Raw genomic sequence first — 11,957 nt, forward strand, 5'->3', positions numbered from 1 at the left:
CTTTCGCTTTAAGTTTTAGTCTTTCTACTTTAAGCTTTATCTTTACCCTTGTGAGCGATACCATCATCAGCGTAAAAAATTTAACCAAGCAATACCAGACAGATCAGGCGGGTGGTATAAAAAATATTAATTTCGAAATTAAGCGTGGCGATGTGGTGGCCATTATTGGCGAAAGCGGAAGTGGAAAATCAACCCTGTTAAAATCTATTTATGGCTTATTAAAAACTGATGAGGGAGAAATCTTCTTTAACAATGAACGGGTAAAGGGCCCTGATGAGCAACTTATCCCCGGGCACAAGCAAATGAAAATGGTTACTCAGGATTTTTCATTGAATATTTATGCCAAGGTTTATGATAATATTGCTTCTCAACTTTCTAATACCGATCTCAAAACTAAAGCTGAGAAAACTTTAGCCATCATGGAACATTTACGGATTCTTCCATTGCAAAATAAGAAGATTATAGAACTTAGTGGCGGAGAACAACAACGTGTAGCCATTGCGAAAGCGATGGTGTCTGACACAAAAGTGCTGCTATTGGATGAACCTTTCAGTCAGGTTGATGCCCTGCTTAAAAACCAGTTACGAGCAGATATTAAACGGGTTGCTGCCGAAACCGGAGTTACTGTCATCCTGGTTTCTCATGATCCGGCTGATGGCTTATTTCTGGCAGACCAGCTTTTGATTGTGCGCAATGGTGAGCTTCTGCAAACGGGTAAGCCTTCAGAAATTTACCAGAAGCCAAAACATATCTATACTGCACAAATTTTAGGTAATGCTGTTGTTTTATCAAGAGGCGATGCAGAGAAAATTGGTTTAAAAACCTTTTCTGCAAATGTTGTTTTTTATCCGGAATGGGCAGAAATTAATAGCAACTGGAGCAGTAGACGCTTCGAAGTAAAGGATGTTTATTATAAAGGTTTCTACGATGAATTGCTTTTGGAGCGGAATGGTGTAACTGTAAGGGCTCTCCAATTAAATAGGGGAGAACATAAAAAAAACGACCACGTTCAATTAAACATTAGTCGTTTTTTAGAGTTTTAGGTATAATTAAATCTTTAATTTTTTAATTTGGGAATAATAAAGCATAAAAAAACGACTAACATTCAATTGAATATTAGTCGTTTTAGTAGCTTGAGTTATTTATTGGAATGATTCAATTAATACTATTTTAACTCTAGTAACTGTAGTAGGTCTGTCTGGAATTGCCTCTTGAAAATCTGATGATTGAATGTCCAAATCGATTCTGCCTTGGCTTATTGCATAACTGTATGAGTTTGTATCATATACAAATGGTACTTGTTCATACACATTATTATCACCTCTAGATATATAAACTAAAACTCCATCATCTTCAAATGTACGGGCATCAATTCTATTATCAAGAATAGCTGCTGATAAAGTAAATCTATTACTGCTTGATTGCCATTCACTTGGCTGAATATATTTAATAATTGTTAGGTTATTCGCGCCATTCTGAACAACGGGGTCTTTCTTGCAAGATGCCAGACCTAGTGTGGCAATGCAAAGCATTAGGATAGTAAGTTTTTTCATGTTGATTAGTTTTATTTGTGTGTGTATGGTGCATAATACAAAACAACTGCCAAAAATGCTGAAGAACACAATCTGGATTAATAATTGTTAATCCGATATCACACAACAAAGAAAATTGAATTAATTCCTTCACAATGAGAATATTTTTTAGGGTTTTGCCATGGGTTATTTTGTTAGTTGCTGGTTACTTTTTTATCTCTAAAAAGTTCAGCATAAGTACTTCTGTAGAAAGTAAACATCAGCTTTTAGTAGAGAAAATTGAGGCTATTGGCAAACTGGAGCTGGTTCGCTACCAAATTAGCGATGTACTGGAACATAAAAATAAAACAGATTTTTTACCCGAAGCCAGCGTGCTGCTCATTGTAAAAGCCGAGGCGGTAGGATGTATTGATCTCACAAAAGTTACACGAGATAACATTGAGATATATGCCGATACCGCTGTAGTAAATTTACCACAGCCAGAGATTTGTTATGTAAAAATTGACCACAAAAATTCCAGAGTTTACGATACGAAAATGGCTTTCTTCCGCGAAGCTGGATTAGTAGATGAGGCATATAAAGCTGCTGAAAAACATGTTACAGCAGAAGTGAAGAAATCAAATATTTTAGCACAAACTAAAACGAATGCAACAAATGTACTAAAGCCAATAATTGAGGGCTTGGGTTACAAGAATGTGAGACTTACTTTTGATTAACTAAGAATTTAAATACCTAAGGTACCTAAGTGATTTTTGTTACTTAAGTACCTTAAATGGTGTGAAAAAACTATTTTAAAAAATCTTCACGGTGCGGATTAAAAATATCCACCAATAATCCTGCTTCCAGGCAAACCACACCATGAAATACCATGGTTGGTGCGAAGAAAACATCACGTTCATTCAGGATTTTTTTATCATCACCCATGGTTACTTCGAAACTCCCTTTAGCTACATAACTCAACTGTAAATGTGGGTGATTGTGAAGAGTTCCAATGGCACCTTTTTCAAAATCTACCTTAACCAACATCAGGTTGTTATCAAATGGCAATACTTTACGTTTAACGCCACCGCCTAATTCTTCCCAATCAAGGTCGTTGTCTGTAATTAATGTTTTGTTGGTTAAATCTTTAAAATTCATATAATATTTTTTTACCACTTCTGAGGTGGTTTAATTTTTTAAATCAAAACACTTTGCGTTCTTTGCGAAAAACTTTGAGTTCTTTGCGGTTAAATGGCACATTATACCAAATACTCAAATAAAGTCTGATCCTGGTTTAATTCAATAATCTCAAATTTAAAATCCTTCATGCGTTGCAATAAGCTTGCATAATCATTTTTATTTAATAATTCTATGCCAACTAAGGCCGGGCCATTTTCTTTATTTGTCTTTTTAATAAATTCGAAACGGGTAATATCATCCTGTGGACCTAAAACCTCATTCACAAATAATTTTAAAGCACCTGGTCTTTGTGGGAAACGAACGATAAAATAATGTTTCAACCCTTCGAAAAGCAAAGATTTCTCTTTAATTTCCTGCATCCGCTCGATGTCGTTGTTACCCCCACTGATCACACACACTATATTTTTGCCTTCAATTTGATCTTTTACCTGCTCTAAAGCGGCAACAGATAACGCACCCGCAGGTTCAACAACAATAGCATCTTCGTTATAAAGCTTTAAGATGGTTGTGCAAATTTGCCCTTCAGGAATTAGGTATGTAGAGCTGAGCAGTTCCTGACAATATTTATAGGTTATCCAACCCATTCTTTTTACGGCTGCACCATCTACAAAGCGCTCTATGTTTTCAACGGTTATTGGTCCCCCGTTTTTAAGTGCCTCGCTTAATGAGGGCGCACCCATTGGTTCGACGCCGAAAATTTTCACAGCAGGTTTTACCGTTTGCAAGTAAGCACTAACTCCTGAGGCTAGACCACCACCACCAACAGGTACAATTATGGCATCTAACTCCGGTAAATCTTGAAAAATTTCCATCGCAACAGTGGCCTGTCCTTCAATTATTTTTTCATCATCAAAGGGAGGAATAAATGTTGATGATTTTTCTTCACAATAAATTAAGGCTTCTTTTAAACAATCGTCAAAGGTATCGCCAACTAAAATAATTTCAATGTTGTCGCCACCAAACATATTTACTTGTTTAATTTTTTGCTTAGGGGTTATTTCGGGCATAAAGATTACGCCTTTAATGTTTAACTTTTTGCAAGAATAAGCTACGCCCTGTGCATGATTGCCCGCGCTGGCGCATACAATACCGTTTTCTAATGCATTGATATTAAGTGTACTTATTTTATTATAAGCGCCACGCAATTTATAAGAACGTACAATTTGTAAATCTTCTCTTTTAAGATAAATATTTGCATTGTATTTTAACGATAATCCTGCATTAAACTCAAGGGGAGTACGTTTTACAATACCTTCTAAAGTTTTAAAAGCGCTTTCAAAATCGAAAGTGTTTTTTATTGTATCATTCATTTTTTTTACCCCAAACCCCTAAAGGGGCTTTTATTACTGTGTAAATATTTTACAAAAATTATTTGCTTATTTTTTTGAAAAGCAGGTTTCTGTACTTTTCGGTTATTGCAGCCCCGCTTTTCATTTTATTACGCTGCGCTTCATGCCCATTCCAATCGGGTTTAGAAAACTTAAGCTATTGTAAGAAAGTTAAAAATACCCAAACCCCTCCTTGAAAATAGGGAGGGGAGCTGCCCTCAAAATTTTTAAGCAATTGCGTTAGCTTTCAGCTTTGGTCTTTCCGCTTTAGTCTTGCCGCTTTCTTACAAAAACTTATTAATGGCATCCAGATAGGCATTAGCCGATGCCTTTACAATATCTGTACTGAAACCAAAACCAACAAAAGATTTTCCTTCGTAATCCACTTTCATGTTTACTTTACTCACATCATCGCTTCCGCCATGCATGGCCTGAATGGTAAATTCTTTAAGTGTAATGTCTTTATCAATAATGCTAACAATTGCATTAATGGTGGCATCAACAGGACCATTACCCTCTGCTTTTGCTTCTTTCTCTACACCTTCGTATTGCAATTTAATATTTGCAGTTGGTTTGGCCTGATCTCCGCAAACCACTTGAAGTAAGTTTAACTTATAACCATTTTTATAGGATTCGATTTCGCCATCGCTCATCAAAAAAAGTAAGTCATCATCTGTAATGTCTTTTTTTTCATCAGCTAAAACTAAGAAACGTTCATAAACATCATCAATATTGATTTTTTCAATATCGTAATCTAAGCGCTCTAAATGATGTTTTAACGCATGGCGACCGCTACGGGCAGTTAAAATGATATCAGCACTGTTTAAGCCAACGTCCTCAGGGTTAATAATCTCATAGTTTTCACGGTGTTTTAAGAAGCCATCCTGGTGAATACCAGAGCTATGTGCAAATGCGTTTTTACCAACAATCGCTTTGTTCGGCTGTACTGGCATGTGCATCATGCGGCTAACCATTCCGCTGATTTCCGTAAAATGTTTACTGTTAATTCCGGTATGTAAACCCAAACTATGTGTTTTTAAAATCATCGAAACTTCTTCCAAAGCAGTATTACCAGCTCTTTCGCCGATTCCGTTTATGGTACACTCAATTTGACGGGCACCGTTAACAACACCTGCAATACTATTTGCCGTTGCCAAGCCTAAATCGTTATGGCAATGGACAGAAATAATCGCGTTATCTATATTTTTAACGTTTTCTTTTAAATACAAAATTTTAGAGCCGTATTGGTCGGGCATGCAATAACCATTGGTATCTGGAATGTTAACAACAGTTGCGCCAGCTGCAATAACCGCTTCAATCATTTGCGCTAAAAATTCATTGTCAGCTCTTCCTGCATCTTCTGCATAAAACTCCACATCTTCAACAAATTTTTTGGCATACTTTACAGCATCAACTGCTCTTTCTAAAATCTTCTCTCTGGTGCTGTTAAATTTGTATTTAATGTGCATATCAGAAGAACCAATCCCGGTATGAATACGTGGGTATTTAGCAAATTTTAAAGATTCTGCAGCAACATCAATATCACCTTTAATGGCTCTGGTTAGTGCGCAAATGGTTGGATTTTTAATGGCTTTTGATAATTCAACAACACTTTGAAAATCGCCAGGGCTAGAAATCGGGAAACCAGCTTCGATAACATCAACGCCTAGTAATTCCAGTGCTTTAGCAATTTCAATTTTTTGATTGGTATCTAACTGGCAGCCTGGAACCTGTTCTCCATCGCGTAACGTGGTATCGAAAATATATACTTTATTTGGGTCGTGTATCATTAGTGGTTTGTTGTTTGGTTTAATTTCTGGGATAAAAATTTCAATACCAATTTACCCATTTCGGCAGTGCCTAAAACTTTGAATCGGTTGGTCGATTGGTCTGCAATATCATGTGTTCTGAAACCTTCTTTCAAAACCTCATCAATGGTATCAACCAATAATTTGGCTTCGTCTTTTAAGCCAAAGCCAATTTCGAGCATGAGTGCTGCCGATAGGATAGAGGCCAGTGGATTAGCCAGATCTTTTCCGGTAATATCGTGTGCAGAACCATGAATAGGTTCGAAGAAACCGGTGCTTTCACCAACCGATGCTGAGGCCAGCATACCCATAGAACCAGCAATTTGCGACGCCTCGTCAGTTAAAATATCTCCAAATAAATTAGCTGTTAAAACCACATCAAATTTCTTAGGATTTTTGATGAGTTGCATGGCCGCATTATCGATAAACATGTGTTCCGTTTCAACATCTGGATATTGTTTAGCAATTTCCTGAACGGTTTCGCGCCATAAGCGTGAACTTTCTAAAACATTTGCCTTATCTACTGAACACAATCTTTTGTTTCGTTGTTGTGCAGCCTGATAAGCTTTGTGTGCAATCCGCTCTACTTCGTAGCGGTGGTAAATCATCAAATCTGATGCTGTATTTCTGTCTTCTGAGCGTGTTTTTTCGCCGAAGTAAACATCTCCGGTTAATTCACGAAAAAATAAAATATCTGTTCCTCTTAAAATTTCTGGTTTAATGCTCGATGCCTGAAGAAGTTCATCAAATAATAATATTGGACGGAGGTTAGCGAATAAGCCTAATTCCTTGCGGATTTTTAATAAACCTTGCTCAGGTCTAACTTTTAAACTTGGGTCGTTGTCGTATTTGGCATGGCCAATTGCACCAAATAGAATTGCATCACTATTTCTGGCTTTTTCTAAAGTTTCGTCTGGCAGTGGTTCACCCGTAACTTCAATAGCTGCATGGCCCATTAAAGCCTCATCAAACGTAAACTCGTGACCGAAAATTTCAGCAATTTTTTCTAATGCTGCTTTTCCCCATGTGGTTACTTCGGGTCCGATACCATCTCCAGGTATTACTAAAATGTTCTTCTTCATTGTAAACTTCTTTTGCTATCACTAATTTTTGCCGTGGAAACTCTGAAATCACAGAAGTTTTAATTCCATGCCTTCTGTGTTTCCGTGGCTGTTTACATTAGCTTAGTATTTCTATATTTAAACTTTCGACGACTTTTACCTCGCCTTTTTCTAATAATATTCTTTTCTCTATGCAGGTTGGCAGCTGCGATTCGAAATGACCAACGTAAATTAAAGTCATTCCGTTGCTACACAACTCATCAATTAACTGGTTAAAATGCTGTGTTTGCTGTTGATCCAAACCCTGACATGGCTCATCCAGAATCAGTAATTCAGGATTTTTAATAATAGTTCTGGCTAATAAAACCAGTCGTTGTTTACCTAACGGTAGCGTGCTCAACAATTCATTTTTCGATGTAGTTAGTCCGAAATATTCTACCAGCTCATCAACCTGTGCACTCTTTGTATAGGGTAGTTGTTGAAATAAACCTACTGTATCGTAAAAGCCTGAGGCGATGCTTTGCCAAACCGTTGAATTGGCATCGAAATACCAATGAAACTCTGGAGAAATTAGACCAATATGTTGTTTAATGTCCCAAATGCTTTCACCACTTCCACGTCTGTTGCCAAATAAATAAAGTTCGTTGGCGTAAGATTGTGGATGATCACCATTTACCAGGCTTAAAAGTGTTGATTTACCTGAGCCATTATGACCTTTTAACAACCACTTTTCACCAGCTTTAACTTCCCAGTTGATATTTTTTAAAACTTGCTTTTCGCCATAGCTGATATTCACACCAACCATTTCTACGATGCTATCTGAAGAGAAAACAGGCGATTCCTTTAAAAAATCTGGAATTTCTCTTTCGTGTTTTTCAGCAGAAACTGGTGAAATTTCTTTTGAATCAGAAACAAAAATTTGTCCATTCTTTATCTTTGCAAAACGGTTGATGAAGGCTGGTAATTCATCGTTACAAACTAAAATTAACTGAACACCTTCTTTAGAAGCTTCATCTAAAAGCAAATTCAGATTTTTTCGCGATGCGGCATCTAAACCTGTGTAAGGTTGATCGATAATTAACAATTGAGGCTTCAGCCACAAGGCTTTAACCAATTGCAGTTTTTTATGTTCTCCGCTTGATAATTCAATCAACTGTGAACTGGCAAACGAAGAAAAATTCAAGGCTTCTAAAATGGGCTCAACGCGATCAAAATGAAGACCTTTCTCTTTACCATAATGTACCAGTTCTGCATGAACAGTTAAAGTATCTTTTGCTTGCTGGCTGGTATAACGCTGCTGATAATAAAAATTTGCAACGCCTTCCAGATTTTTGAATTGATACCAGCTTTCTACAAATAGCACTTCTGCAGGGAGATGGCTTTCTGAATCAAAGTTGATTTTTAAATCGCCAATAGCATTTTGCAAACCTGCTATTATTTTGGCCAATGTTGTTTTTCCACTACTGCTTTCTCCGTACAAAACATAATTTTCGCCCTTATTTATTGTCCAGTTTAAATCCGTTAATACCGACTTTTGCTGGTATTTTAAATTTAAATTCTGAACACTGACGAAATTCTCTTTCATATTATTCCTTCGGGATGATTACACCGATTAAGTGATTACACTGATCTTTTGATAATTGTGTTAGCTTTAGTCTTTAAGCTTGAATCTTTTGTCTTTCCTCAAACTCTTCTACTAAATGTTTTTGAGCCAGGATGAAATCTATATCATCATAACCATTGATCAGGCATGACTTTTTGTAAGGATTGATGTCGAAAGATTCCTGAGCACCAGTTTCGTTAATTGTTACGGTTTGGTTTTCTAAATCAACTTCTAGCGGGGATTTAGCATTGTTGTCAACTGCCTTGAAAATTTGAGTCAAAAAATCTTCACTCACCTGGATAGGAAGTAAGCCGTTATTTAATGCGTTTCCTTTAAAAATATCTGCAAAGAAACTGCTGATTACAACATCAAAACCTGCATCCTGAATGGCCCAGGCTGCATGCTCGCGACTACTGCCACAACCAAAGTTTTTACCAGCAACTAAAATTTTTCCGCTATAAGTCGGATCGTTCAAAACGAAATCGGCTTTCGGTTGATTATCGTTTTCGTAACGCCAGTCGCGGAACAAGTTTTCGCCGAAACCCTCACGCGTAGTCGCTTTTAAAAACCTTGCCGGAATAATCTGGTCGGTATCAATGTTTTCTATATTTAAAGGCACAGTTGCCGATGTTAATTTTGTGAATTTTTTCATTTTTAATAATGATTACACAGATTAAAATGATTTCACTGATTAAGGTGATTTCACTGATTAATTTCTTATTGTTTATTCGCAGCAAATACTACGAAATTATTGTATTGATAATAGCAATTCGCATTTTGTAATCCGGCTTCTTCCAGCCATTTTAACTGGTCGTTTAAAGGTGCCATAATATCAACTTTAATTCGATCGAAAGCGCTTTGCTTTTCATCTTCTGTTAGATTTGAATTCTGCTGAACATGATTCTTCCAGTTTTCTGTATAAATCTTTTCTGCTAAATCTGTTTCACCTAAAACTTGATCGGCATTGATGAACCAACCACCAGGTTTTAACGTTTTAGCAATTTTTCCAAAAAGTCGTTGCTTCAATTCGTTCGGTAAATGATGGATAGCTAATCCGGAAACCACCAAATCGTAATGATTATCGGGTAATTCAACTGTAGCAAAATCTGCATTTAAAAAGTTAATGTTCTCATTTCCTTCGAAACGTTCTTCCGCTTTTTTAAGCATAGCCGAAGAAATATCAATCAGTGTTATTTTTGCATCAGGATATTTCTCATGGAAAAAAGCACTCATTAGCCCTGTTCCGGCACCAACATCTAAAATGTTTTTAACTGTCGAAACTTCGTCCGACAGGGTTAAAGCCGCTCTATAAAAATCATCAAAACAAGGGATAAGGAACTGCCTTTGCCTGTCGTACTTTTCAGAAACTGCATTAAATTGGTTTTGTATTTCTTGTAATGCTTCCATAACCCCAACCCCTAAAGGGGCTTTTAAATTTCTATCGTTTAACCTTAAATTGTTTATAACAAAATGCTATATTTTTTATACCCTCTATTTACTAATATCCTTCAATTACCCATTTACGGAGCTAGGGGCATCACCTCAACATAATGTTCAACCGTTGGAAAAGGCTCATAAAAATGATGTAATAACTCTTTCCATTTCTGATATTCAGTCGAATTTCTGAAACCCTCTGTGTGGGCCTCTAAAGTTTCCCAGTTTACAAGCAAAATATATCTATCAGCCTCTTCAATACACTTTTTCAGTTGATGCGAAATGTAGCCATCCATTGATGAAATAATTTTTTGAGCTTCGCTAAAAGCCTTTTCAAAATCAGCTGATAAACCAGCTTTTACATTTAATATTGCAACTTCTAAAATCATATGTTTCTATTTCCGTCATTGCGAGGCACGAAGCAATCTTTCTAGCAAAATAGATTGCTTCGTGCCTCGCAATGACGATCGGGTTAAGCAGTTCACATATTGCCTTATCCTTTGGTCTTTAAGCTTTCTCAAGCATCTCCCTCACATCGGTAATCACACCCGTAACAGCTGCTGCTGCAGCGGTAAGTGGACTAGCCAATAAGGTACGTGCGTTCTGCCCTTGTCTACCTTCAAAGTTTCTGTTCGATGTAGATACACAATATTTACCAGCAGGGATTTTATCTTCATTCATCCCTAAACATGCACTGCATCCCGGTTCGCGTAACTGGAACCCAGCGGCTTCGAAAATTTTATCTAAACCCTCATTTTTAGCTTGTTGCTCCACTTGTTTTGAGCCCGGAACAATCCAAACTGTAACATTATCTGCTTTGCGCTTATCTTTCACAAAATCTGCAACTTCACGTAAATCTTCAATACGGGAGTTTGTGCAACTTCCAATGAAGACATAATCGACTGATTTACCGATTAAAGATGCATCATCATCGAAGCCCATGTAATCCAAAGCCTTCTGATAAGAAAGTTTTTCTTTTTCAGGTTGAACCTTGGTTGCTGGAATATTCTCCTGGATGCCCATGCCCATTCCGGGATTAGTTCCATAAGTAATCATTGGTGCAATATCTGCCGCATCGAAAGTCAACACACTGTCGAAGGTCGCATCGGCATCGCTGTATAATGTTTTCCAATAGGCGAGTGCTTTATCCCATTCTTCGCCGGCAGGGGCAAATTCTCTACCTTTAATATAATCGAAAGTGGTTTGGTCTGGCGCAATTAAGCCACCTCTTGCACCCATTTCTATACTCATGTTGCAAATCGTCATCCGGGCTTCCATACTTAAAGCTTCAATTGCCGAACCTGCATATTCAATAAAATATCCGGTACCACCTGCGGCAGAAATCTGAGCAATGATATATAAGATAATATCTTTCGCTCCAACACCTTTTTCAAGCATACCATTTACTTCAATTTTCATGGTTTTAGGCTTCGATTGCAATAAACATTGCGTTGCGAAAACCTGCTCTACCTGCGATGTTCCAATACCAAAAGCAATTGCACCGAAGGCTCCATGTGTAGAGGTATGGCTATCACCACAAACCATCGTTTTTCCTGGCAAGGTAATCCCTAATTCAGGGCCGATTACGTGAACAATTCCCTGAAACGGATGGCCTAAGCCATAAAGTTCTACCCCGAATTCTGCACAATTTTTGGTTAGCATATCTACCTGATAGCGAGATAGCTCTTCTTTAATTGGCATTAACTGGTTTAATGTTGGTACATTATGATCGGCAGTAGCCACAGTTTGTTTAGGACGTAAAACAGGCAAGCCTCTTTTACGCAAGCCATCAAAAGCCTGAGGAGAAGTTACCTCATGAATTAAGTGTGTATCAATGTATAAAATATCAGGAAATCCTTCTTCGCTTTTTACAACGTGTGCATTCCAAATTTTTTCTACTAATGTTTTCCCCATTGTGTGTGTTATTAGCCCCACCCCAACCCTCCCCCAGAAGGGAGGGAGTAGCGAGTGTGTTAATTATTATTCTACTCAATAATGGCAGAAATTTTTAT

12 protein-coding genes are annotated in these 11,957 nt (G+C 37.3%); 2 read left to right on the forward strand and 10 right to left on the reverse strand.

Going from position 1 to position 11,957, the window contains the following annotated elements; genetic code table 11:
• The first annotated feature begins 50 nt into the window (after window positions 1–50).
• A complete protein-coding gene (locus ACN1CD_RS08675) occupies window positions 51–1,043 on the forward strand; it encodes an ABC transporter ATP-binding protein (RefSeq protein ID WP_419129991.1) in 993 nt (330 codons plus the stop codon).
• 99 nt (window positions 1,044–1,142) lie between these two features.
• Here the strand turns inward: ACN1CD_RS08675 and ACN1CD_RS08680 are convergent, their stop codons facing one another.
• On the reverse strand, window positions 1,143–1,553 hold the full coding sequence (locus tag ACN1CD_RS08680; protein WP_419129992.1) for a hypothetical protein: 411 nt from the start codon (window positions 1,551–1,553) through the stop codon (window positions 1,143–1,145).
• Window positions 1,554–1,687: 134 nt separating this feature from the next.
• Between ACN1CD_RS08680 and ACN1CD_RS08685 the strand changes: the two genes are divergently transcribed.
• Entirely contained in the window at window positions 1,688–2,248 is a 561-nt protein-coding gene (locus tag ACN1CD_RS08685) for a DUF4230 domain-containing protein (protein ID WP_419129993.1), read from the forward strand.
• 70 nt (window positions 2,249–2,318) lie between these two features.
• Here the strand turns inward: ACN1CD_RS08685 and ACN1CD_RS08690 are convergent, their stop codons facing one another.
• From ACN1CD_RS08690 to leuC, 9 genes are all read right to left on the reverse strand, one after another.
• Window positions 2,319–2,669, reverse strand: coding sequence for a cupin domain-containing protein (locus tag ACN1CD_RS08690; protein ID WP_419129994.1), 351 nt, complete (start codon window positions 2,667–2,669; stop codon window positions 2,319–2,321).
• 101 nt (window positions 2,670–2,770) lie between these two features.
• A complete protein-coding gene (gene ilvA / locus ACN1CD_RS08695; protein ID WP_419129995.1) occupies window positions 2,771–4,021 on the reverse strand; it encodes a threonine ammonia-lyase IlvA in 1,251 nt (416 codons plus the stop codon).
• Between the two features lie 302 nt (window positions 4,022–4,323).
• On the reverse strand, window positions 4,324–5,829 hold the full coding sequence (locus ACN1CD_RS08700; RefSeq protein ID WP_419129996.1) for a 2-isopropylmalate synthase: 1,506 nt from the start codon (window positions 5,827–5,829) through the stop codon (window positions 4,324–4,326).
• A complete protein-coding gene (gene leuB, locus ACN1CD_RS08705; protein ID WP_419129997.1) occupies window positions 5,829–6,929 on the reverse strand; it encodes a 3-isopropylmalate dehydrogenase in 1,101 nt (366 codons plus the stop codon). The genes ACN1CD_RS08700 and leuB overlap by 1 nt, the downstream gene beginning before the upstream one ends.
• 97 nt (window positions 6,930–7,026) lie before the next feature.
• Window positions 7,027–8,493, reverse strand: coding sequence for an ATP-binding cassette domain-containing protein (locus tag ACN1CD_RS08710; protein WP_419129998.1), 1,467 nt, complete (start codon window positions 8,491–8,493; stop codon window positions 7,027–7,029).
• Between the two features lie 73 nt (window positions 8,494–8,566).
• The gene (gene leuD / locus ACN1CD_RS08715; RefSeq protein ID WP_419129999.1) at window positions 8,567–9,163 is read right to left on the reverse strand and encodes a 3-isopropylmalate dehydratase small subunit; all 597 of its coding nucleotides are present in this window, start codon (window positions 9,161–9,163) and stop codon (window positions 8,567–8,569) included.
• A 65-nt stretch (window positions 9,164–9,228) separates the two neighbouring features.
• The gene (locus ACN1CD_RS08720) at window positions 9,229–9,918 is read right to left on the reverse strand and encodes a class I SAM-dependent methyltransferase (RefSeq protein WP_419130000.1); all 690 of its coding nucleotides are present in this window, start codon (window positions 9,916–9,918) and stop codon (window positions 9,229–9,231) included.
• Between the two features lie 113 nt (window positions 9,919–10,031).
• Window positions 10,032–10,334, reverse strand: coding sequence for an antibiotic biosynthesis monooxygenase family protein (locus ACN1CD_RS08725; protein ID WP_419130001.1), 303 nt, complete (start codon window positions 10,332–10,334; stop codon window positions 10,032–10,034).
• A gap of 118 nt (window positions 10,335–10,452) precedes the next feature.
• Window positions 10,453–11,859: a 3-isopropylmalate dehydratase large subunit gene (gene leuC / locus ACN1CD_RS08730; protein ID WP_419130002.1), complete on the reverse strand. Its 1,407-nt coding sequence runs from the start codon at window positions 11,857–11,859 to the stop codon at window positions 10,453–10,455.
• Window positions 11,860–11,957: the final 98 nt, after the last annotated feature.

The organism is Pedobacter sp. N23S346, from assembly GCF_048515415.1.
In the GTDB taxonomy this organism is placed as follows: Bacteria; Bacteroidota; Bacteroidia; order Sphingobacteriales; family Sphingobacteriaceae; genus Pedobacter.

Excerpts from the sequence above, each read along its gene's own strand:
- ACN1CD_RS08680 (WP_419129992.1), bottom strand. The coding sequence starts at position 1,553 with ATGAAAAAACTTACTATCCTAATGCTTTGCATTGCCACACTAGGTCTG.
- ACN1CD_RS08685 (WP_419129993.1), top strand. The coding sequence starts at position 1,688 with ATGAGAATATTTTTTAGGGTTTTGCCATGGGTTATTTTGTTAGTTGCT.
- ACN1CD_RS08690 (WP_419129994.1), bottom strand. The coding sequence starts at position 2,669 with ATGAATTTTAAAGATTTAACCAACAAAACATTAATTACAGACAACGAC.
- ilvA (WP_419129995.1), bottom strand. The coding sequence starts at position 4,021 with ATGAATGATACAATAAAAAACACTTTCGATTTTGAAAGCGCTTTTAAA.
- ACN1CD_RS08700 (WP_419129996.1), bottom strand. The coding sequence starts at position 5,829 with ATGATACACGACCCAAATAAAGTATATATTTTCGATACCACGTTACGC.
- leuB (WP_419129997.1), bottom strand. The coding sequence starts at position 6,929 with ATGAAGAAGAACATTTTAGTAATACCTGGAGATGGTATCGGACCCGAA.
- ACN1CD_RS08710 (WP_419129998.1), bottom strand. The coding sequence starts at position 8,493 with ATGAAAGAGAATTTCGTCAGTGTTCAGAATTTAAATTTAAAATACCAG.
- leuD (WP_419129999.1), bottom strand. The coding sequence starts at position 9,163 with ATGAAAAAATTCACAAAATTAACATCGGCAACTGTGCCTTTAAATATA.
- ACN1CD_RS08720 (WP_419130000.1), bottom strand. The coding sequence starts at position 9,918 with ATGGAAGCATTACAAGAAATACAAAACCAATTTAATGCAGTTTCTGAA.
- ACN1CD_RS08725 (WP_419130001.1), bottom strand. The coding sequence starts at position 10,334 with ATGATTTTAGAAGTTGCAATATTAAATGTAAAAGCTGGTTTATCAGCT.
- leuC (WP_419130002.1), bottom strand. The coding sequence starts at position 11,859 with ATGGGGAAAACATTAGTAGAAAAAATTTGGAATGCACACGTTGTAAAA.